General features: G+C 60.1%; 18 protein-coding genes. 10 read left to right on the forward strand and 8 right to left on the reverse strand.

Annotation, left to right across the window (positions count from 1 at the left end; translation table 11 throughout):
• Positions 1 to 75: 75 nt before the first annotated feature.
• Positions 76 to 1,017: an NUDIX domain-containing protein gene (locus D8M41_RS01605; RefSeq protein WP_006887482.1), complete on the forward strand. Its 942-nt coding sequence runs from the start codon at positions 76 to 78 to the stop codon at positions 1,015 to 1,017.
• A gap of 323 nt (positions 1,018 to 1,340) precedes the next feature.
• Here the strand turns inward: D8M41_RS01605 and D8M41_RS01610 are convergent, their stop codons facing one another.
• Positions 1,341 to 1,544 carry a hypothetical protein gene (locus D8M41_RS01610; RefSeq protein WP_006887466.1) on the reverse strand — a complete coding sequence of 68 codons (204 nt, stop codon included), beginning with the start codon at positions 1,542 to 1,544 and terminating at the stop codon, positions 1,341 to 1,343.
• A gap of 451 nt (positions 1,545 to 1,995) precedes the next feature.
• Between D8M41_RS01610 and typA the strand changes: the two genes are divergently transcribed.
• The 4 genes from typA to dapC all read left to right on the forward strand — a co-directional run bounded on the left by typA (position 1,996) and on the right by dapC (position 7,458).
• A complete protein-coding gene (typA, locus tag D8M41_RS01615; protein ID WP_004005132.1) occupies positions 1,996 to 3,906 on the forward strand; it encodes a translational GTPase TypA in 1,911 nt (636 codons plus the stop codon).
• A gap of 143 nt (positions 3,907 to 4,049) precedes the next feature.
• On the forward strand, positions 4,050 to 5,417 hold the full coding sequence (locus D8M41_RS01620) for a PIG-L family deacetylase (protein ID WP_126926289.1): 1,368 nt from the start codon (positions 4,050 to 4,052) through the stop codon (positions 5,415 to 5,417).
• A gap of 341 nt (positions 5,418 to 5,758) precedes the next feature.
• Positions 5,759 to 6,079, forward strand: coding sequence for a ferredoxin (gene fdxA / locus D8M41_RS01625; RefSeq protein WP_004005129.1), 321 nt, complete (start codon positions 5,759 to 5,761; stop codon positions 6,077 to 6,079).
• A 221-nt stretch (positions 6,080 to 6,300) separates the two neighbouring features.
• The gene (gene dapC / locus D8M41_RS01630; protein WP_126926290.1) at positions 6,301 to 7,458 is read left to right on the forward strand and encodes a succinyldiaminopimelate transaminase; all 1,158 of its coding nucleotides are present in this window, start codon (positions 6,301 to 6,303) and stop codon (positions 7,456 to 7,458) included.
• 160 nt (positions 7,459 to 7,618) lie between these two features.
• On the opposite strand, the gene D8M41_RS01635 is transcribed toward dapC, so the two are convergent.
• The 6 genes from D8M41_RS01635 to dapD form a co-directional block, all read right to left on the reverse strand.
• Positions 7,619 to 8,554, reverse strand: a complete 936-nt coding sequence (locus tag D8M41_RS01635; RefSeq protein ID WP_094757655.1) for an amino acid ABC transporter permease — start codon at positions 8,552 to 8,554, stop codon at positions 7,619 to 7,621.
• Positions 8,551 to 9,234, reverse strand: a complete 684-nt coding sequence (locus tag D8M41_RS01640) for an amino acid ABC transporter permease (protein ID WP_006887456.1) — start codon at positions 9,232 to 9,234, stop codon at positions 8,551 to 8,553. Before D8M41_RS01640 ends, D8M41_RS01635 begins: the two co-directional genes overlap by 4 nt.
• Positions 9,235 to 9,255: 21 nt before the next feature.
• Positions 9,256 to 10,104 carry a glutamate ABC transporter substrate-binding protein gene (locus D8M41_RS01645; RefSeq protein ID WP_006887469.1) on the reverse strand — a complete coding sequence of 283 codons (849 nt, stop codon included), beginning with the start codon at positions 10,102 to 10,104 and terminating at the stop codon, positions 9,256 to 9,258.
• Between the two features lie 9 nt (positions 10,105 to 10,113).
• Complete coding sequence (locus tag D8M41_RS01650) at positions 10,114 to 10,857, reverse strand: amino acid ABC transporter ATP-binding protein (protein ID WP_006887474.1); 744 nt, start codon at positions 10,855 to 10,857, stop codon at positions 10,114 to 10,116.
• A gap of 512 nt (positions 10,858 to 11,369) precedes the next feature.
• Positions 11,370 to 12,386 carry a UDP-glucose 4-epimerase GalE gene (gene galE / locus D8M41_RS01655; RefSeq protein WP_037234826.1) on the reverse strand — a complete coding sequence of 339 codons (1,017 nt, stop codon included), beginning with the start codon at positions 12,384 to 12,386 and terminating at the stop codon, positions 11,370 to 11,372.
• A gap of 176 nt (positions 12,387 to 12,562) precedes the next feature.
• Positions 12,563 to 13,537: a 2,3,4,5-tetrahydropyridine-2,6-dicarboxylate N-succinyltransferase gene (gene dapD, locus D8M41_RS01660; protein ID WP_037234828.1), complete on the reverse strand. Its 975-nt coding sequence runs from the start codon at positions 13,535 to 13,537 to the stop codon at positions 12,563 to 12,565.
• A 286-nt stretch (positions 13,538 to 13,823) separates the two neighbouring features.
• On the opposite strand from dapD, the gene dapE reads away from it, so the two are divergent.
• The 5 genes from dapE to D8M41_RS01685 all read left to right on the forward strand — a co-directional run bounded on the left by dapE (position 13,824) and on the right by D8M41_RS01685 (position 19,275).
• Positions 13,824 to 14,954, forward strand: a complete 1,131-nt coding sequence (gene dapE, locus D8M41_RS01665; RefSeq protein WP_006889151.1) for a succinyl-diaminopimelate desuccinylase — start codon at positions 13,824 to 13,826, stop codon at positions 14,952 to 14,954.
• 127 nt (positions 14,955 to 15,081) lie between these two features.
• On the forward strand, positions 15,082 to 15,843 hold the full coding sequence (locus D8M41_RS01670) for a hypothetical protein (protein WP_006889194.1): 762 nt from the start codon (positions 15,082 to 15,084) through the stop codon (positions 15,841 to 15,843).
• Positions 15,844 to 15,847: 4 nt separating this feature from the next.
• Positions 15,848 to 17,152: a hypothetical protein gene (locus tag D8M41_RS01675; RefSeq protein WP_006889196.1), complete on the forward strand. Its 1,305-nt coding sequence runs from the start codon at positions 15,848 to 15,850 to the stop codon at positions 17,150 to 17,152.
• A 154-nt stretch (positions 17,153 to 17,306) separates the two neighbouring features.
• Positions 17,307 to 17,678 (forward strand): protein translocase TatA, encoded by a 372-nt coding sequence (locus D8M41_RS01680; RefSeq protein ID WP_037234899.1) that lies wholly within the window; start codon positions 17,307 to 17,309, stop codon positions 17,676 to 17,678.
• 133 nt (positions 17,679 to 17,811) lie between these two features.
• A complete protein-coding gene (locus D8M41_RS01685) occupies positions 17,812 to 19,275 on the forward strand; it encodes a hypothetical protein (protein WP_037286377.1) in 1,464 nt (487 codons plus the stop codon).
• 74 nt (positions 19,276 to 19,349) lie between these two features.
• On the opposite strand, the gene D8M41_RS01690 is transcribed toward D8M41_RS01685, so the two are convergent.
• Positions 19,350 to 20,567 (reverse strand): P-loop NTPase, encoded by a 1,218-nt coding sequence (locus D8M41_RS01690; RefSeq protein ID WP_006889206.1) that lies wholly within the window; start codon positions 20,565 to 20,567, stop codon positions 19,350 to 19,352.
• Between the last annotated feature and the right edge of the window lie 96 nt (positions 20,568 to 20,663).

A 20,663-nucleotide genomic window follows, 5' to 3' on the forward strand; every position in this document is an offset into this window, starting at 1 on the left:
ACAGGGGGCGCGTCTTGGAACAGGTAGGCGGCTCAGTTTGGTGGGGTGCCCCGGTGCGGGCGTAGAGTTGAGGGCATGAGCACTCAGAACAAGAAGCTGACAGCGCATGAGCCGCAGCAACCAGCGCATACCACCGTAACTGATGAAACCGCCTCACGCCGTACCCGTTACTTGGTTGTCTCCCGGTCGGGTGACACCTTGGTCGGCGCCGACGGAACCCTGCACTACCTCGATAGCCCGCCTGAAGACAGTCTTACGGACGTCAGTCTGGAACCTAAACTCATGAAACCTGAAGCACGGCACGCTATTGAGTACCGCGCTGTTTATGTTGAAGATGCAGATTTGGCGGCGCTCACCCAGGAGCTGGGCGCGCTGCCTGAAGGGTGTAGGGTGTCCACGGCGGGTTTCTGGTTCTACCCTGTGCACGCCGACCCGGCGGGGCGGGCCCGGTACGGTGCGGCGCTGGCGAAACGTGACTACCTGATTGAGATGGCATACTCCGCCTACACGGGAGAGTCAGCCCCGGTGGACCCCCACAAAGGGATACGCCTGACCGGTTCCGGGGAGATGGTGTTCCCGCGTATTGAGCCGGCGGTGATGGCACTTATTATGAGCGAGGATAATAGCCGCGTTCTATTAGCCAATAACAGGCTGTGGCCGCGCAACCGGTTCGCGCTGATTGCCGGGTTTGTGGATCCGGGGGAGAACCTGGAGCAGGCGGTGACCCGTGAAGTGTATGAAGAGACGGGGCTGGACGCTCTGCGCCTGGATTACCGGATGAGCGATATTTGGCCTTTTCCCCGTTCACTCATGGTCTGCTACCGGGTGACGGTTGATGCTTCCCAGCCGGTGACGCACTTAGACGGTGAGATTCACTCCGCCCGCTGGTTTACCGCACCCGAGCTGGCGCAGGCTATTGCGGAGCAGCGCACCGGTGAGCCGAAACTTGAGCTGCCCGGAACGAATGCGGTGGCCCGCCGCATGTTGGATGAGTGGCTGCAAGAGAAAGGCTTGTAAACGCCTTACAGGGTGCAGCAGGTATGTCAGCGTACCAATTATGGGTGAATGTTCATCTTCATCTACCCCACATAACAGCGGATTTTTACTGAGGCAGAAGAATGCTTGTGAGAGGGGGTAGAGCGGGCCGAAGAAGAATGTTGGGGGCATTCTTCTTCGGCCCTGGAACATGACGGAATAGGTGGTTGACTATTCCGTGGAATAAATATAGTGTGGGTATTTTTTATGCCGTGTAATATGCGGGATCCGGGTGTTATGATCTTTACCTCAACATATAAAACATGTAAAGAGTGAAGGTATTGTCACCACGGTGAGTATTAGCTTTAAATGTGAAGCTGTTTGAGGATATTTGCAATGATCTTCCCAAGCGTTTTTCCCGCATCCTGAGGGGAGTAAGATGGGCTGGAGCTGGGGCGCGGTTCTGGGGCGGGGCGAGATGCTGCTTGAGCTGGGGCAAGAGGGGCGAGGAGGACTGCTGAGATTCCCACAGCGACTGTTGCACGGCGAATAGTTTTCAGGGCGCTCATCTTAAGATCCTTCATGTTTTAGAGAATGTCTAAGGTGCTTACTTCTCGGTGAATCTTTACCGATTCGATATAAAAAATATAAAGCATAAAAACTTGGCTGAACAACAGGACTCAGGAAACTCCACGCTTTCTTTGAGGATTTGTGGGATAAACAGTTGATAGATAAAAATTTGACCCTTGAAAAACTGTGCACTAATTGAAAAGCTGCGCACTAAATGTCTTTATAGTCCGCAGGCAGAGGATACTTTCTCCTCATATTTGAACCAATACCTGCTGCTTGCGGTATGCGGGCCACTCGCTGCGGCAGGTGGTACACTGGACAGGCAAGCCCACCACTAGGGCGCGTTTGCCGTGCCCACACAGTGGCCCTGTACCGCGCATCCGTGGTGATGCACTCACACGGCGTGGCGGGCAGTACCGTACCCCTAGATTTAAGCGAGAAAAATTACGCATGTCTGAAAACACCGCTTCGCGCCCTGATTTGCGCAACGTGGCGATCGTGGCACACGTTGACCACGGCAAAACCACCATCGTGGATGCGATGCTCAAGCAGACCCACGCGTTCTCGGCGCACGCAGACGTCGAAGACCGCGTGATGGACTCCGGCGACCTTGAAAAGGAAAAAGGCATTACCATCCTCGCGAAGAACACCACCGTGTTCTACGATGGACCCTCCGCGAACGGTGAAACCATCACCATCAACGTGATCGATACCCCCGGGCACGCCGACTTCGGCGGCGAAGTCGAACGCGGCCTGTCTATGGTCGATGGCGTGGTGCTGCTCGTGGACGCCTCCGAAGGTCCGCTGCCGCAGACCCGCTTCGTGCTGCGCAAGGCACTCGCCGCGAAGCTGCCCGTCATTTTGGTGGTGAACAAGGTGGACCGCCCGGATGCGCGCATCGACGAGGTCGTCAGCGAAACCATGGATCTGCTGCTCGGCTTGGCATCGGATCTGTCCGAGGAGGTGCCCGACCTTGACCTCGACAGCGTGCTGGATGTGCCGGTTGTCTACGCCTCCGGCAAGGCTGGCGCCGCATCGCTGAACCAGCCCGCCGACGGCGCCCTGCCCGATAATGACGATTTGGAACCTCTGTTTAAGACCATTATCGAGCATGTGCCCGCCCCCACCTACAACCCTGATGAGGTGCTGCAGGCGCATGTGACCAACCTTGACTCTTCGCCGTTCCTGGGCCGTCTGGCGCTCGTGCGTATCTTCAACGGCACCCTCAAGAAGGGGCAGACCGTCGCCTGGGCACGCCAAGACGGCAATATTAAAAACGTGCGTATCTCCGAGCTGCTGGCCACCAAGGCGCTCGAACGTGTTCCCGCCGAAGAAGCAGGCCCCGGCGAAATCGTGGCGGTCGCCGGTATCGAAGACATTACCATTGGCGAAACCCTGACCGACGCCGAAAACCCCAAGCCGCTGCCGCTTATTAAGGTGGACGACCCGGCGATCTCCATGACCATCGGTATTAACACCTCTCCGATGGCGGGCCGCGTCAAGGGTGCGAAGGTGACCGCACGCCAGGTCAAGGACCGTCTTGACCGTGAACTTATCGGTAACGTCTCCATTAAGGTTCTGCCCACCCAGCGCCCGGATGCTTGGGAAGTTCAGGGCCGCGGCGAGCTCGCCCTCGCTATTTTGGTGGAGCAGATGCGCCGCGAAGGCTTTGAACTGACCGTGGGTAAACCGCAGGTAGTCACCAAAACCATCGACGGCAAACTGTACGAACCGATGGAACACATGATTATTGATGTGCCCGAAGAGCACCTGGGTGCCGTAACCCAGCTGATGGCGGCGCGTAAGGGGCGCATGGAGAACATGTCGAACCACGGCACCGGCTGGGTGCGCATGGAATTCGCGGTACCCGCGCGCGGCCTGATCGGCTTCCGCACCCAGTTCCTCACCGAAACCCGCGGCGCCGGTATCTCGTCGTCGTACTCGATCGACCCCGAACCCTGGGCTGGCGATATTGAGTACCGCACCAACGGCTCAATGATCGCCGACCGTGCCGGTGTGGTTACCCCTTACGCCATGATTAACCTGCAGGAACGCGGCACCTTCTTCGTGGAACCGACCTCCGAAGTATACGAGGGCATGGTCGTGGGCATGAACTCCCGTGCGGACGATATGGAAGTGAATATCACCAAAGAAAAGAAGCTGACCAATATGCGTTCCTCCACCGCAGACAGCTTCGAGAACCTGACCCCGCCCAAGAAGCTCACGCTGGAAGAATGCCTCGAATTCGCCCGCGAAGACGAATGCGTGGAGGTCACTCCCGAAGCTATTCGCATCCGCAAGGTTATTCTGGATGCGAACGAGCGAGTGCGTGAATTCCGCCGCCGTGCCCGCGCCAACTAGGGCACACGAGCATCACACACCCCGCGCACCGTAAGGCTCGCGCACCGGGTGGGGGTGCACCCACACTACTGCAGGTGTGGATGCGCCCCCACCCGACTTTTTAAAAATACCGCCCATATGAAGACAGGTGGGGATAGAATATAGTGAACGCTAAGTTGAAGGAGGCGGCGAGCACGGTTATGTCTGAGGCTACCCCAAGTTACCCCCAGCAGGGCACCAGAGTGGTGTCTGCATCTAAACGTAATCTGCTACCGAACGGGCGCCTCATTAAAGACGGTGTGCTACTGTTCGTACACGCCCACCCGGATGATGAGACCTCCTCAACGGGCGCAACAATGGCTGCCTACGCCCGTGAAGGCGCCAAAGTACACCTGCTCACTCTTACCCGCGGAGAAATGGGTGAGGTCATCCCCGAAGACCTGAAACACCTGCAGGTTGGTGACCCCGAATGCGCCGATAACGGGGAAGCACTGGGAGAATACCGCACCGGCGAACTCGTCGCCGCATCCCGCACCCTGGGCGTTGCCAGCCGTTTCTACCTGGGCCAAGCACCCGCCACCGCCACAGGCACACGAAAAATTTACCGCGACTCCGGCATGGTGTGGGGCGAAGACGGCAAACCAGCCCCCAACCCCAAGGCCAGCAGCGACTCGCTCACCGCAGAACCCATAGAGCCACAGGCACAGGCCATAGCGAACGCAATCCGCTCCATTAAACCCGACGCCCTCATTACCTACGATGCCGACGGCGGGTACGGGCACCCCGACCATGTGCGCACCCACCGAGCAGTCATGCAGGCACTCTCACTTCTCAAAAGCAGCCAGAAACCGGTGCTGGTGTGGGGCATAGAAGGGGAATTTGACGAAACAGATAAACGCACCCAGGCGGCGATCTACGGCTCCACCACCGCTAAACGTAAAGCAATGCGCGAATACGGTACCCAAATTGTGGTGACCGGTGATGACACCTTTGAATACTCAAACGGTGTGGAACAGAAAATATCGGGGGTAGAAACATACCGACTATTGGCGGGGGACGCGAATATTGAAGTCCCCAGCGGCCACGAACCCGCCGGAATAATAAGCACCTCCTTCACGAGTATCCTGCTGGGCATTATGGCAGCCCTGGGCGGTTCCATCTACCATGCCTGGATACAGTATGCGGGTGACACCCCCATCCCGGTGGGCCTGGGCCTAGGGTACCTGACGGTATTCTTCGCCTCCCTGTGGGGCGCCACCATGATGCGCCGCCCAGTGGCCGCACCCATCCTGGCAGCAGCCGTGTTTATTACCATCTTCGCGTTTGCCTACGCCCGGCCGGAAGCGCCGTTTGTGCTCGTGAACCCCACCGCCGGTGCCGCAATCGGCATAGTGGGCACCTGCTGGCTGATGGGCGCACCCATTATTGCCATGCTCGCCGCCCCCGTTGCGGTACGCTCCCTGCGCAATGAAAAGCAGCAGCTACGCGAGCATAAAAGCGCACCCAGTTTTTCGCAGCCTCACAAACGCTAACACCGAGTGAGCTATATATGGACCGCGTGAGTGACGCTGCGACATAAAAACACGCCCAAAAACTATGTGGCGAACTTAACTTTATTTTCTTATTCTGCTAAATTTAAGGCTCTGACTAGGGAGAACGCTAGAATTTTGCAGGACAGCCTAGCCTAAAAAATAGGGTATTTTACCTCTCAAACACCTGTTCACTGCGCCACGAAAATATTGTAAAAACGCCGTAGCGAGATAGACTTATACACAGGCTTTCGGGCGGATACCCCATGCCCCAGCGCCAACACACCCCACACCCCACCAACATTGGGGCAGTGGGCGCTGAAACCGGTTCAAGAAAGGCACCCATGACTTACGTAATTGCACTGCCCTGCGTAGACGTGAAGGACCGCGCCTGCGTAGAGGAATGCCCCGTAGATTGCATCTACGAAGGCGACCGCACCCTGTACATCCACCCCGACGAATGCGTGGACTGCGGCGCCTGCGAACCCGTATGCCCCGTCGAAGCCATCTACTACGAAGACGACGTACCCGAAGAATGGTCCGAATACATTACCGCCAACGCCGAATTCTTCGACGACCTCGGCTCACCCGGCGGTGCCGCCAAAATGGGCCCCACCGGCAAAGACGTTCCCTTCATTGCGGCACTACCGCCGCAAGGAGAATAGCCTCCACACAGCGGACACACCCGCACACCGGGAAACAACCGGCCCGCACTTTCTGAACTACAACTTTCTCAATGGTGGCCTACAAAACACCGAAGCCCCCGCACCCGCATCTTATACGGTGGGAACGGGGGCTTCACCCGTACCCCAAGGCCCGCCCACGCGATACAATAGCTACGCCCCCACCACAGAGTTACAGGCCACCCCGCCGGTGAAGGAGAACCATGCGCACATACGGCATAGACCTACCCGAATACCCCTGGGAGGCGCTCGCCCCCTACCGCGCTATCGCGGCTGAACACCCCGGCGGAACCGTAGACCTCTCCATCGGCACCCCGGTTGATAGCACCCCCCAGCTCATTCAAGATGCGCTCGCCGCAGGCGCAAACGCCCACGGCTACCCGACCACGCACGGCACCCTCGAACTGCGGCAGGCGATCGTGGACTGGTTCGCCCGCCGCCGCAACGTGCACGGGCTCAGCACCGACCAAGTGATGCCCACCGTCGGCTCAAAAGAACTCGTGGCGTGGCTGCCGTTCCTGCTGGGACTGGGCCCACACCCCGAAACGGGGGAGCGTGACGTGGTAGTGTACCCCCGTGCAGCCTACCCCACCTACGAGATTGGGGCGCGCCTGGCCGGGGCCGACCATTATGCCGCCGACAGCCTTACTGAACTGCCCGAAGACGTGAAACGGCGGGTACGGCTGGTGTGGGTGAACTCGCCCGCTAACCCTAACGGTGTGGTGCGCGGTATTGAGCAGCTGCGTGAACTCGTTCGTCAAGCCCGCGACATTGGTGCCGTAGTAGCCAGCGACGAATGCTATGCGGAACTTGGCTGGGGAGAATGGGACACGGCGCGCGGCGGTAAACCCGTGCCTTCCATCCTTGATGAACGCGTCTGCGCTGGGGACTTCACCGGGCTATTCGCCGCTTACTCGCTCTCGAAACAGTCGAACCTGGCGGGATACCGTGCCGCGTTTATCGCCGGGGATGCGCAGATCATGCCGAACATTATTAACACCCGTAAACACGCGGGAATGATCGTACCCGCACCGGTGCAGTCCGCCATGATCGCGGCCCTCACCGATGATGCGCATGTGGCCGCGCAGAAAGACATATACCGTGCCCGCCGTGAAATCCTCGTGGAGGCAATTACCGCCGCAGGCGGGACAATCGAAGGCTCCGAAGCGGGCCTGTACCTGTGGACCACGTTCGGTGAGAGCACCTGGGAATCGATCGAGCGGCTGGCGAAACTGGGTATTGTGGCCGGCCCCGGAGTGTTCTACGGAGAGGGCTGCGACGGCTATGTGCGCATCGCCCTCACCGCCTCGGATGCGGCAGTCGCTGCTGCCGCAGAACGCCTCAAAGGCAGCGTCGCATAGCCCGTGCCCTTCCCTGCGGGGTAATACCAGTCCCATAGCAGCGTGAGGAGAGCAGCCTCCGCCGCTGGCGCCAAGGACGCACAAATAAGCAAACGCCCGGAACCTCCAATGCGGGAGGAACCGGGCGTTTCTAGTCGCGTACCCTAAACCGTGCTGTACGCTACTTGCGTTTGCCAGGCAGCACGAACATCTGCTGCGTGGGCGGGTTCGGGGTATCCACCTCGCCGGGCAGGTGGTGCATTTTCTTCGGCGTCACAGAGGTACGTGACGAGAGGAACCCGCCCAGCCACGTGGCGAACGTAGTCAGCGAGAAATTCACCGCAATAAACAGTACTGCCGCCAGCAGCAGGGTCTGCAGAATATTGCCGTCACCCGAGCCGATGCGCCGAGCAGATGCCAGCAGTTCGGGGTACGAAATAATGTACCCGAGCGCAGTGTCCTTGAGAATCACCACGAACTGGCTGAGCATGGAGGGCATCATGGCGTTAAACGCCTGCGGCATGAGGATGGTGCGCAGAGTCTGGCCCGGGGTCAAACCGATTGCCAGGCCTGCCTCACCCTGACCGCGCGGCAGCTGCTTAACGCCCGAACGCAGCAGTTCGGCAATCACCGAACCGTTATAGAGGGTCAAGCCGATAACCACGGCAAAGAACGGCAGCTGCGCGGGGTTAATCCAGCTGAACCGGCTCAGGAACAGCCAGAAGAAAATCATCATCATCAGCACCGGAACGGCGCGGAAAAACTCTACCACCACGGTACCGAACCAGCGCATTGGCCGGTTCTGCGCCAGGCGCGCCATGCCGAACAGCACACCAAATACGACGGAAGTCACTACCGAAATACCCGCCGCCTGCAAAGTCGCCAGAAGCCCCGGCAGATAGTACGAGCCCCACGCTTTTGCGGTGAACAGATCAGTCCACTTCTCAGCCTCCAGCTGGCCTTTAGCGCCCATCACCGAAAGCACATACGCCATAAACGCAGCCAGAAGCACGATCGCGCCAATATTGAACCAGCGGGTCATCGCCTTCGCACGGGGGCCGGGGGTGTCAAACAGCACGCTGGTGCTGGTATCGAGTTTAGAATTCAGAAGTTTCATCGCTTCACCGCCAGTTTACGTGAGGACCAGGTGGTTAGTACGCCCAGGGGCACAACAATCACCACGAACCCCAAAGCGAACATGAGGAAGATGGCCAGCACCATATTCGGGTCGAACTCAATCATGGTTTTCATTAACCCGGAGGACTCTGCGACCGAGGCGACCGAAGCAACCGTCGTATTTTTCGCCAGGGCGATCAGCGTATTACCCAGCGGAGTAATAGAACCGCGCAGCGCCTGCGGGAAAATCACGTGCCGGGCGGTGGGGAAAAACCCCAAGCCAATAGCACGCGCCGCCTCCGCCTGCCCCGTGGGAACCGTATTCACACCCGAACGGATAGCCTCACACACAAAAGAAGCGTGGTAGATCGAGAGCACAATCACCGCGTAGACAAAGAAGTTCGTCTCAAAACTCGTTGAAAACGAGAGCTGAAACTGCGTCCACACACCAAGCAGGGCGAGGGTCATCAGAATAGTCAGCGGCGTATTACGCACCGCATTTACGTAGGCGGCGCCCACAAAACGTAGGGACGGTACGGGACTAATGCGCATGAGCGCCAGCACGGAGCCGAGCACGAAAGACCCGATAGCGGCCCAGAAGGTCAGTTGCACATTGACCCAGAACGCGCCCACCACATCGTATTTGGCGAGGAGGGCGCCGAGTTGGTCAAAGAATGACATCGTTTACCTCTCGGTCAGGCATTAGGCGCAGCTGGCGCCAGGATGCGGTGGGTTATTGTTGGAGTTATAGGTGTAGCCGGTGCCTTCAGTATTTTTCTCCACCAGCCGCTGCCAGGTGCCGTCCGCGACCATCTCATTAATGGCCTTATTGACGGCCTCACACTTATCGGTACCCTTGGGAAGGCCCACACCGTACTTTTCGGTGGTGAACGTTTGACCCACCAGCTTGAGCTTGCCCTTATTCGCCTTAGTGGCGGCAAGCCCGGCAAGAATAATGTCATCGGTGGTCACCGCATCCACCACGCCGCCGTTGAGTGCGACCACACAGTCCGAGTAGCTGTTCTGATTGACCAGGTTCACGTTTTTAGCGAACTTGTCCTGGATTTTTTTGGCGCTGGTTGAACCGGTCACCGAGCACAGGTTCTTACCGTTGAGACTGTCGGGGCCGGTAATATTCGTCTCATCGGAGCGTACCAGCAGATCCTGCCCCGCCACGTAGTAGGGGCCCGCGAAGTCAATGCTCTTCTTACGGCTATCACTAATGGAATAGGTGGCCACAATCATGTCCACCTGGCCGTTGGAGAGCATATTCTCACGGTTGGCGCTGGGGGACTCTACGAATTCGATCTGCTCTTCCGAGTAGCCGAGCTTACCCGCAATATACTTCGCAATATCCACGTCGAAGCCGGTGAATTCCCTGCCGTCCTGGTAGCCTAAGCCCGGCTGGTCGTATTTAATGCCAATCCGGATCTTCGGCTTAGCATCTGCGGCGCTGGAACAGCCGGTGAGGGCGAACCCGAGGGCGAGCGCGGCGGCGGTTCCGGCAGCAAAGAACTTAGCTGCGGCGCGGTTAATGAACGATTTTTTCATGGCGCGCTCCTAATGGTCGATGATCTTGGAGAGGAAGTCGCGGGCGCGTTCGCTCTTGGGCTTGGTGAAGAAGTCATCCGGGGTGGCCTCTTCAACAATCTCGCCGTCCGCGAGGAAGACGATGCGGTCGGCCGCCTTGCGGGCGAATCCCATCTCGTGGGTTACGACGATCATGGTCATGCCGTCGCGGGCGAGGGAGACCATGGTGTCGAGTACTTCATTCACCATTTCGGGGTCGAGCGCACTGGTGGGCTCATCAAACAGCATGACTTTGGGTTTCATGGCGAGCGCGCGGGCAATGGCCACACGCTGCTGCTGGCCGCCTGAGAGCTGGGCCGGCATTTTTTCGGCCTGGGATTCCACGCCCACTTTCGCCAGCAGTTTCATGGCTTCCGCCTCGGCTTCAGCCTTGGGGAGTTTGCGGATTTTGCGGGGGCCAAGGGTGACGTTGTCGAGGATGGTTTTGTGGGCGAAAAGGTTGAAGGATTGGAAGACCATGCCCACTTCGGCGCGGAGTTTAGCGAGGTCGCGGCCTTCTTGGGGGAGGTCTTTACCGTCGATAGTGATGGTTCCGCTGGAGGTTGTTTCGAGGCGGTTAATGGTTCGGCACAGGGTTGATTTGCCGGAGCCGGAAGGGCCGAGCAGGATAATGACTTCGCCCTTATTGACGGAGAGGTTAATGTTTTTGAGCACATGGTTTTGCCCGTAGTACTTATTGACGTCGTGAATACGCACGAGTGGGGCTTCGCTCATAGGGTTCTCCTTTACACACGGTGGGGCTATGCCCAACAGATACGACGCGGCGCGTGGGCTGTGAGCCGGAAGAATCACGCGCATCACGGTAGTAACCTAGCTTACGCCGGGGATGTAACAGGAATGTTAAAGATTCGGTAATCGGTGTAAATATTCCGGTTTTTAAGGTATTGGGTGGGGCGTATTCCCGCGAAAACTCAAGGAAACCAAAATTGAGTTGAATATATCACAGAAGCGGGTTGTGCGGGGTGTTCGGGGGTCAGATGCTCGGTGAATCCCGTATTTTCAGGGGATTTGGTGAATGCGGCGGGGTGGGGCAGTGGGGGAGCGCGGGTGCGGCGGCCCTGTTTGTGTAAAAACCCTGCCGGTAAATCGCACATAAACCCACCCAAAGCAACGCATAGTCACGAGAGGTGTGGGCAGGGCTTTTCACCCCGTAAACGCAGAAACGCGCCCCAGCAGGCGGGTGCCTGCTGGGGCGCGCATAGCGGGGCACTGTAAGCCCCTATTGGCTATTGTTCTTCATACCCGTTCGGGTTGTTCTTCTGCCAGTTCCAGTGATCGCGCACCATCGTGTCAATATCCCGGGATGCGCTCCACCCCAAATCAGCCAGTGCCGAGGACGGGTCGGCGTAAGAGACAGCAACATCGCCGGGGCGGCGCGCCACAATCTTATAGGGCAGCTCCTTACCGCAGGCTTTCTCGAAGGCGTGCAGCACCTCAAGCACCGAATAGCCGTTGCCGGTGCCCAGGTTCCAAGTGTGCAGCCCGCCGTGCTCGGTAATGTAATCCACCGCCTTGAGGTGGCCATCGGCAAGGTCAACCACGTGAATGTAATCGCGTACACCGGTGCCGTCCACAGTGGGGTAGTCGTTGCCGAATACGTTCAGGTGCTCGCGGCGGCCCACCGCCACCTGGGCAATAAACGGCACCAGGTTATTCGGGATTCCTGACGGGTCTTCACCGATACGCCCGGACTCGTGCGCGCCCACGGGGTTGAAATAACGCAGCAGCGCAATATTCCAGCGGTCATCGGAGGCCGCCAGGTCCACGAGCATATCCTCAATATGTTCCTTGGTGCGCCCGTAACAGGACTGTGCGTCCATGTTCAGCTTCTCCACCAACGGCATGGACTCAGGCTCACCGTACACGGTCGCTGACGAGGAGAACACGATGGAGCGGCAGTTCGCCTCCTCCATGGCGTAGAGCAGGTTCAGGGTGCCGGCGACGTTCGTCTGGTAGTACCATAGCGGCTTCTCGGCGGATTCGCCCACAGCCTTCAGCCCCGCAAAGTGGATGACTGCGTCCGGTTGGGTGCTGGTGAACAGCTCCTTCATGCCCGCCAGATCCAGCAGATCGACGTTGTGAAACTCGGGGGCGCGCCCGGCAAGCTCGGCGACGCGCTGCAGCGAAGTTTCGGAGGAATTCGAGAGGTTATCCATGACCACCACCTCGTGGCCCGCGTTCAGCAGCTCAAGCACAGTGTGGGAGCCGATATAGCCGGCGCCGCCGGTGACCAGAATCTTCATATTTATCCTTTCGGGCACGCCGGTGCGCACCGGATACGGTAAGTTCAGGGGTAGCACTTTAAATAGTAGCCCGCCGGATGCTCCCCAGCCGTGCATTGACGTGCGGGGGCACCCGGCGGGTTGCCAAACTCACTGGCCTCTCACGCCCCTTGGGGCATCAGAAAGGCACAAAGGAGCTAGTTCGTGTGCAGCGCCTCGTTCAACTCCACACTATTCTTAGCGCGCGGAAGCACCTCAACCGCGCCGGTGACCGAGTTGCGGCGGAACAGCAGGTTCGACACACCCGACAGTTCGGCGGCCTTCACCACACGCACATCCTCACCCGGGATAAGCACAATCACGCGGGAACCGGCGGTCACGTACAGGCCCGCCTCAACCACACAGTCATCGCCCAGGGCGATACCAATACCAGACTCAGCACCCAGCAGGGAACGCTCACCGATTGACACACGCTGAGTACCGCCACCGGAGAGGGTGCCCATGGTGGAGGCGCCGCCGCCCACATCGGAGCCATCGCCAACCACCACACCCTGGGAGATGCGGCCTTCAACCATAGAAGTGCCCAGAGTGCCAGCGTTAAAGTTCACAAAGCCCTCGTGCATGACGGTGGTGCCATCAGCCAGGTGCGCGCCCAGGCGCAGACGGTCACCATCACCCACACGCACCCCAGCGGGAACCACATAGTCAATAAGACGCGGGAACTTATCGACATGGCTTACGCTCAAATGCCCCAGCTTCCGCAGGCCCAGCGCGAGCTTGTTCAGCTCGGTGGCAAGTACCGGACCGTGGTTCGTCCACGCCACGTTCGCCAGGTGCCCGAAAAGCCCCTCAAGATTCAGGTCATTCGGGCGCACCAGGGTGTGCGAGAGCAGGTGCAGACGCAGGTACCCATCGACTGCGTCCTCAGGGGCCTCATCCAAATCAATGGAGGCGGTGCGCACCTCAGTGCGGGCATTGCGTTCGGGGTGCTCGCCGGTGAGCTCTTCAAGCTCATCCGCGAGGGAAAGATCGGGGGTTTGGGTGAGCGCAGGCGCGGGGAACCACGCATCCAGTACCGTGCCCGCATCGGGGCCGGAGGCGACGACATTAACGAGGGCCACGCCGGAAGCGTAACGAGTTTCGGTTGAAGCGTTTTCAGACATGCCTTTAATTATAGGGATGCGCCGGGATTGGGTGTAGGCGCCCGCAGGGCGGGGTTCTTGAGAGTTAATTGCGGGTAAACCTCAGGGTGCAAAGGCCGCCAACGTCGTCAATGACGGCCCCGATAACCAGGTGCCGCCGCGCAAACGGTTCCTGATAAGGGGCAATGGTTAAGACCCCGCCCCCGCACCCAGCGTCCGGGGGCGGCTGAAGGTGGCTTCCGGGGCGCAGATAAGGTTGAATATTAGGGTAAAGAACCGCGCCGCTAATGCGACTGACACTACAGCTAAGGGACCCATGAGCCACCCCACCGCAGCCATCGACACGAACGTCTCCATGCCCGAACTGACCCGGGTTCTGCTTGATATTTACTCTGTCTCGGGGGAAGAGAAAACCCTCGCCGACGCCATCTACCGGGCCCTGGAAACCCACCCGCACCTGCACCTGGTGCGTGACGGGGACGCCATTATTGCCCGCACCGACTTCGGGCCGCAGAACGGGCAGCAACGCACCCGCATCCTGCTCGCCGGGCATCTGGACACCGTGCCGCTGCCTACCGTGGCGGGGTCGCTTGGTACGGTGCCTTCCCGCGTGGTTGAAGAGGACGGCGACTGGGTACTGTACGGGCGCGGGGCCACCGACATGAAAGGCGGTGTGGCGGTACAACTTAAGCTAGCCGCCGAATTAACTGCTCACGAAACGGACTACGACCTCACCTACATCTTCTACGACAATGAGGAAGTGGCCAGCGAAAAATCCGGTTTGGCGCGGCTGATCCGCAACCACGGCGAGCTGATTACCGACGCCGATTTCGGGGTGCTTCTAGAACCCACCGACGGCACCATCGAAGGCGGCTGCAACGGCACAATGCGTTTTTACCTTCGGACCACCGGGCTGGCCGCGCATTCCGGGCGGGCCTGGAAAGGGGAGAACGCAATCCACCACCTGGCTGATGCGCTCACCACACTGGCGCACTTCACGCCGCAAACCTACCGGGTGCAGGGCCTGGATTACCGGGAAGGGCTTAACGCCGTGCAGGTGAGCGGGGGAGTGGCGGGCAATGTCATCCCCGATGCGGCCGCGCTTCACGTGAACTACCGGTTCGCCCCCAATAAGACCCTGGACGAGGCCGTGGCCCACGTACAGGAACTCTTCCAGGAGTATGAGCTGGACTTCGTTGACCTCTCACCGGCGGCCCGCCCCGGCCTTGACACGCCGCTGGCTGCTTCCCTCATTGCCGCTGTGGGGCAGGAGCCCAAACCCAAGTACGGGTGGACGGATGTGGCGCGGCTGAGCGAAATCGGCATCCCTGCGGTGAACTTCGGCCCCGGTGATGCCTTACTGGCGCACACCGACAATGAGCATGTGCGTTTTAGCGAACTCAACCGGTGCTACAGCGAACTGCGAAGCTGGCTCATGAGTGACTAGCGGCCCACGCTGCCTGCCAGCACCAATACCGCAATGACCCACCGGATGGAACGTGCCGCCGAATACGCGCCCAAGTCCGGTTCATTAGGTTAAACTGGAACCCCGCCCTTTTTGTCCGGAGGTACCCGTGAACATATTGATAACGTTACTTGCCCTCGCAACCCTGCTGATTGTTATCTACAGCGCTGTAGTCATCAGCAGCGACCGCGCGTTCCCCGGGCGAGCCTTCTTCGAACATATTGCGGGGGACGGGCTGAACGTTTTCGGTGCCCGCACGCAGCCCGCCCCAGAGCTGGCGGGGCAACAGGTTGTGGTTCTTGAACCCTTGCCAGACAACCCCGCAGCGGCAGATAACGCAGCAGCCGAGGCCGTCCCGCAGGAGCCTGAGACAGGCGAAGCGGATGCGGCGCATGAGGCCCCCGCAGCGGCAGCAGCTGGCACCTCCGCCGCCGAAGAAGAAACCCCCGAAAAAGCTGCGGCAGCTCATACGGACACCGGCCGCACGGCGCAGGTGCCGGATAACGATGTGCGGGACCACAAAGAGACTGAGGCTCCCCAGGGGCACCCAGCGGATGAGCCCCTCACCTCCGAAGACTCCGCCAAAGACGCCGCAGACACCGGCACGGCACCTGATGGGGCGCACCCCGCCACCTCCCAGCAGGTACTTCCCTGGTCCGAAGCGGGACGCGCCGCCCACGCCGCCAACACTGCGGCCAACGCCGTGGTAGCGTCCTCCGCGAAAACCACCGTTGAAACCCCCGCAGCGGCTAAGCCGCATGAGGATGACTCCGCGCAGCACAAGAACAGCACCAGCGGGGCTATTGTCGCCATTAATAAGGAAATCGCGGATAAAGAATCGGCGCACACCACCGATAAGGCGGACTCCTGACCGAATGAGTACCGACAGCACCATTCTCGACAGACTCTACACGCGCCTTCACGGCTGGGGCCACTACCTGTGCACCCTATTCGTTGAACTGCCGGTCATCCTGCGGGTGCTGCTCATCTACGGGCTCAGCAGACTGTGGGGTGTGGCCGTCTTCAGCATGGTCGGCAGGCAGCAGCTGTGGGGGCCGTGGGGGGAACGCCTGGGGTACCTCGAATTTATTAGCACCTGGGACTCCGGGTGGTACTGGCAGATCGCCGACAGAGGCTACCCCGTTGAACTACCTCAGGATATGAGCGGGACGGTCATGCAGAACCAGTGGGCGTTCTACCCGCTTTTCCCGCTCACAAGCGGCTACATTTCCCGCACAACGGGCCTGGAATATTATGCGGTCGCCTCGACTGTGGCACTGCTGGCCGGGTTCATCGCGGCCTGGATTGTTTACAGATTATGCATCGCCAGCCTGCAGGCTTTAGGCCGCACCGACGCAGCAGAGAACACCTCCCTGGGGTGCTGGGCCGTGGCGGTCTTTGCGTTCCTGCCCGTAGCCCCCGTACTGCAGGCACCTTACGCCGAATCCGTAAACCTGATCTTCCTCGCCTGGGCACTGTACCTGATGGTGCGCGCACGATACCTGCTGCTGCTGCCCGTGGCCGCCCTCGCCTGCTTGTCCCGGCCCGTGGGTGTGCCCCTGGGTGCTGCCGCCGGGCTGTGGTGGTTTATCTGCCTCATCACCGATATGCGCGCCGATGCGCGCCGCCGCGCCGACGGGGAAACCCCGCGCGGTTTCTGGCGTATTTTCGCCTCCCGCGCGGTGCAGCTGTGCAGCGCCCTTATGGTGTGCGCGTGCGCTCTTATTTGGCCCGCCATCGCATGGGCTGTGACCGGGCGCGTCGATGCCTACACGGCTACCGAAACCGCTTGGCGCAGCTCCCACCTGGCCCTGTTTGAGCCGTGGCTGAAGCAGGGTTCCATTTACTTCGGGGTGTTTTCCATTCCCCTGCTGGTGCTTCTGGTAGTGGTTTTTGCCCTCGTCTTGCTTTCCCCCGCGGTGCGAGGGGTGCTGTCAGGGCCGCTGATTCTCTGGTGCGCGTGCTACGCGGCGTACCTGCTGATCTTCTTGAACCCGCAGTCTTCCACGTTCCGGCTGCTGCTGCCGCTCTTCCCCCTGGTTCTGCCAATGGTGGCGGTCTCTGCCTCCCGCGCGTACCGGTGGCTGCTGGTGCTCTCAGGCGCTACCCTGCAGCTGGTGTGGGTGGGGTGGCTGTGGCATTGGAAGCAGAACCCCGGTGGCGGCGACTACCCGCCCTAAACCGGTGAGGGCCGCGGGTGCGTGGGGGGGTCTGACGGTGCGACATCTGCCTGCGCTATCGCCCCGCCTGGCAGGTAAAAATATTTGCAGTGAATAAGTAACCTGTGGGCGTAGGATGTTACGCCCCACCGTAAATCCTGATAGTCTAACTGTTGTGTTTGGTATTAGTGGTCTCGAATTTATCGTTCTGGTCGTTCTCACGTTCTTCGTGATCGGCCCCGAACGTATGCCCGAGTACGCCCGCCAAGCCAAAGAATTCATTAAAACCGTACGGCGCATGGCCTTTGACGCTAAAGACGACTTCAAAGATGCGCTGGGCGACACCGGCCTTGACGACATTAACTGGCGTCAGTACGACCCACGCCAGTACGACCCGCGTGTTATTGTGCGTGAAGCATTCGCTGAGGACGACGCCGAACGTGCCCGTGAAGCGAAGGAACGGGAAGAGAAGAACAAACCCGTCGCATCGAATATTACCCGGCTGCCGCGCGGAGCCTACGCACCGTTCGACACTGAAGCAACCTAGCTGCAGATGCAGGCAGCTGCTGGAATCCCCCGCCCCACGGGCCGGGGGATTTATTGTGCCTGGGGTGGTGCTGGCGCTTGGTATTATAGAAAAACCCCGCGAATGCACCAATATCATGGAGAAGCGTACAAGAATGAGCGAGAGAACCCGCCCTGTTATAGATGATGATGCGGATTCACCGCGACAGCCTCCCTCACGCGGTTTAAAACGCTTTGACCCCACCCACCGTGCCGCAGCTGTGCAGGGTGGGCTTTCACCGTTTGATGCGATAACCGCCTCTGCCGCTGCGGCGTTACACCGTGCGCACAGCCGCTTCGCCGCACTTCCCGCGTGGACGCAGGTAGCAAGCGTGTGGGCGTTAAGCCGCCTCTGGGGCTTTATAGTGTTCTGGATTGTGAGTATGCAGCAGGTAGCCGCCCAGCAGCGTGTAGGGGACGGGCACAGACCGGGACTGCTGGAATATATGGGGTGGTGGGACGCCGAATGGTATGAGCGGATCTACACGGACGGGTACCCCAGTCAGCTGCCGGTTGACGGCAAAGGCGTGGTCGCACACAACACATGGGCGTTTCTTCCGGCGCAGCCCAAGATTGCAGGCATTATTGCCGACACCACCGGAATACCCTTTGCTATCAGTACGGTGCTGCTCAGCGTGGCAGTCAGTTTCGCTCTCGCCTGGGTGCTGTATCTGCTTTTCGTGGGGTGCCTGAACTGGCGCGAACACGGGGTATTTGAAACCCGTGCGAGCCTGAACTCCCCGCACCGTTCCACGGCCGTGTGGGCTGTTGCCGCCTACGGGTTCTGCGGTCCGGCTGCCGTATTCGTGACCGGCTACGCGGAAGCGCTAACTATCTTCGCGATTGCCCTGTTTGTGCTGCTGTTGGCCCAAGACCGGTACCTGTGGGCCCTGCCGGTGGCGTTCCTCGCCGCACAATCCCGCCCGGTGGGTGTGCCGCTGGGTGCGCTCGCGGGTGTGTGGTGGCTGTACTGCCTAGTCGCAGAATACCGTGTCCGCTCCGCCGGGCAGCCCCGTGCCAGTTCAGGCAGGGTGTTTCTGGCGGCTTTCGCGGCGCGTGCCGTGCACCTGCTCAGCGCCCTTACCGTGTGCTTTTTCGCCTTCACGCACGCTCTGCACGCGGCGTATAAAACCGGGCGGTTAGACGCCTACCTGGCCACCGAGCTCGGCTGGAGCGGCCGCACCGTTGAGGATGGGCAGCACTATGTGGTGCAGTGGGTGAATGAGCTGAGCCTCTACCTGAACCGCTGGAGCACCGGGGCCATCATTACGCTGATCGTGGCCGGGTTCGCCGCCTATTTCCTGTGGCTCTTCTCCCGCAGCACCCGTACCCTGCTGCACCCCGTCATGCTTATCTGGTGCGTATGTTACGCAGTGTACCTGGGGATTTTCTGGCTGCCGCAGTCTTCCACGTTCCGGCTGCTGCTGCCGCTCTTCCCATTCGCTCTGGTGCTTATGAGCTACGGGAAAGACTCAAAAACGTACCGTTGGCTGCTGGTGCTTAGCGGTGTTTTGATGCAGCTGGTGTGGGTCGGGTGGCTGTGGCACAGCCACGGCCCGGGAGATATGCAGCTGCCCTAAAACTATCCCGGGCGGGGCGGGGAAGTACAGTGTATTCCCCGCCCCGCCCGCGCGTGCGGCCCCGGTGCACCCTCCTAGACGTTCAGCCGCAGCGGCTTGCCCGCCAGCGACTCGTCGCGGTGCAGCAGCTTACCAGCAATGGCCTGAATCTCGGCGGATGTGGGGGAGTTGGGGTCGCCCCACACAATGGGGGTGCCCTCATCCCCGCCGGTGCGCAGAGACACATCCAGCGGCACCGAACCCAGCAGCGGCACCGGGTAGTTGAGCACACTGCTTAGGCGCTGGGCCAGCTGGGTGCCCCCGCCGGAGCCGAACATTTCAAGCACCGTGCCATCCGGTAAGGTCATTGCCGCCATATTCTCAATGACACCGCTGACTTTCTGGCGGGTCTGCAGGCTCAGGGTGCCAGCGCGCTCGGCAACATCAACCGCCGCGTGCTGCGGGGTGGAAACCAGCACCAGCTCGGCATTGGGCAGCAGCTGCGACATTGAGATCGCAATATCTCCCGTACCCGGAGGCAAATCAAGCAGCAGAATATCGAGCGCCCCAAAATGCACGTCAAGGATGAACTGCTCCAACGCCCGGTGCAGCATTGGCCCGCGCCACGCCACCGGCTGGTTACCTTTGAGGAACATGCCAATGGAAATCACCTTGACGAACCCGCCCGGCGAGCCGCCGCGCACCTGCCCGTGCTCCCGGGGCGCATCCACTGCGGGCGGGATAATCAGGTCATCCAGGCGGGTGGGTGCCTCCTGAACGCCCAGTAGCCCGGGGATGGAAAAACCGTGCACATCCGCGTCAATAATGCCCACGGCCAGCCCACGGGAGGCGAACGCCGCCGCCAGGTTAGCGGTCATTGACGACTTACCCACCCCGCCCTTGCCGGATACCACAGCAAACACGCGGGTGAGCGACCCGGGGGCAGTGAACGGGTTGGTGCGCTCAGGTTTGAGCTGCGATTTGAGCGCGCTGCGCTGATCGGCGTTCATGGCACCCACCTCAACCTGAACCCGGGTGATGCCTTCAACGGTGCTGGCGGCCTTGCGCACATCCTGCTCGATCGTGGTTTTCAGGGGGCACCCCTCAATGGTGAGCAGAATTTTCACATCCGCCACATACCCGCCGTCGTCCTCGCTAACGGCCTGGGCGCGTTCAACCATCCCCAGCTCCGTGATGGGGCGGCGCAGCTCGGGGTCTTCAACGGTGCCCAGGGCCGCCCAGAGCGCATCCGCCAGCGGACTATTGGAGGCTGGAGTGTTCGAGTTGGTCCCCCTGGGGTTGTGCTCGCTCATTCGTTCATCCTTTCCGCAACAAAGCATACGGTGCGATATACACGTTCATAGAGTCATGGGTTTACGGGGGCGGCTCTTGGGGTTATGCGGGATTGC

Source organism: Rothia sp. HSID18069, from assembly GCF_003989155.1.
Lineage (GTDB): Bacteria > Actinomycetota > Actinomycetes > Actinomycetales > Micrococcaceae > Rothia > Rothia aeria.

Excerpts from the sequence above, each read along its gene's own strand:
- D8M41_RS01605 (WP_006887482.1), top strand. The coding sequence starts at position 76 with ATGAGCACTCAGAACAAGAAGCTGACAGCGCATGAGCCGCAGCAACCA.
- D8M41_RS01610 (WP_006887466.1), bottom strand. The coding sequence starts at position 1,544 with ATGAGCGCCCTGAAAACTATTCGCCGTGCAACAGTCGCTGTGGGAATC.
- typA (WP_004005132.1), top strand. The coding sequence starts at position 1,996 with ATGTCTGAAAACACCGCTTCGCGCCCTGATTTGCGCAACGTGGCGATC.
- fdxA (WP_004005129.1), top strand. The coding sequence starts at position 5,759 with ATGACTTACGTAATTGCACTGCCCTGCGTAGACGTGAAGGACCGCGCC.
- dapC (WP_126926290.1), top strand. The coding sequence starts at position 6,301 with ATGCGCACATACGGCATAGACCTACCCGAATACCCCTGGGAGGCGCTC.
- D8M41_RS01635 (WP_094757655.1), bottom strand. The coding sequence starts at position 8,554 with ATGAAACTTCTGAATTCTAAACTCGATACCAGCACCAGCGTGCTGTTT.
- D8M41_RS01640 (WP_006887456.1), bottom strand. The coding sequence starts at position 9,234 with ATGTCATTCTTTGACCAACTCGGCGCCCTCCTCGCCAAATACGATGTG.
- D8M41_RS01645 (WP_006887469.1), bottom strand. The coding sequence starts at position 10,104 with ATGAAAAAATCGTTCATTAACCGCGCCGCAGCTAAGTTCTTTGCTGCC.
- D8M41_RS01650 (WP_006887474.1), bottom strand. The coding sequence starts at position 10,857 with ATGAGCGAAGCCCCACTCGTGCGTATTCACGACGTCAATAAGTACTAC.
- galE (WP_037234826.1), bottom strand. The coding sequence starts at position 12,386 with ATGAAGATTCTGGTCACCGGCGGCGCCGGCTATATCGGCTCCCACACT.
- dapE (WP_006889151.1), top strand. The coding sequence starts at position 13,824 with ATGAGCCACCCCACCGCAGCCATCGACACGAACGTCTCCATGCCCGAA.
- D8M41_RS01675 (WP_006889196.1), top strand. The coding sequence starts at position 15,848 with ATGAGTACCGACAGCACCATTCTCGACAGACTCTACACGCGCCTTCAC.
- D8M41_RS01685 (WP_037286377.1), top strand. The coding sequence starts at position 17,812 with ATGAGCGAGAGAACCCGCCCTGTTATAGATGATGATGCGGATTCACCG.
- D8M41_RS01690 (WP_006889206.1), bottom strand. The coding sequence starts at position 20,567 with ATGAGCGAGCACAACCCCAGGGGGACCAACTCGAACACTCCAGCCTCC.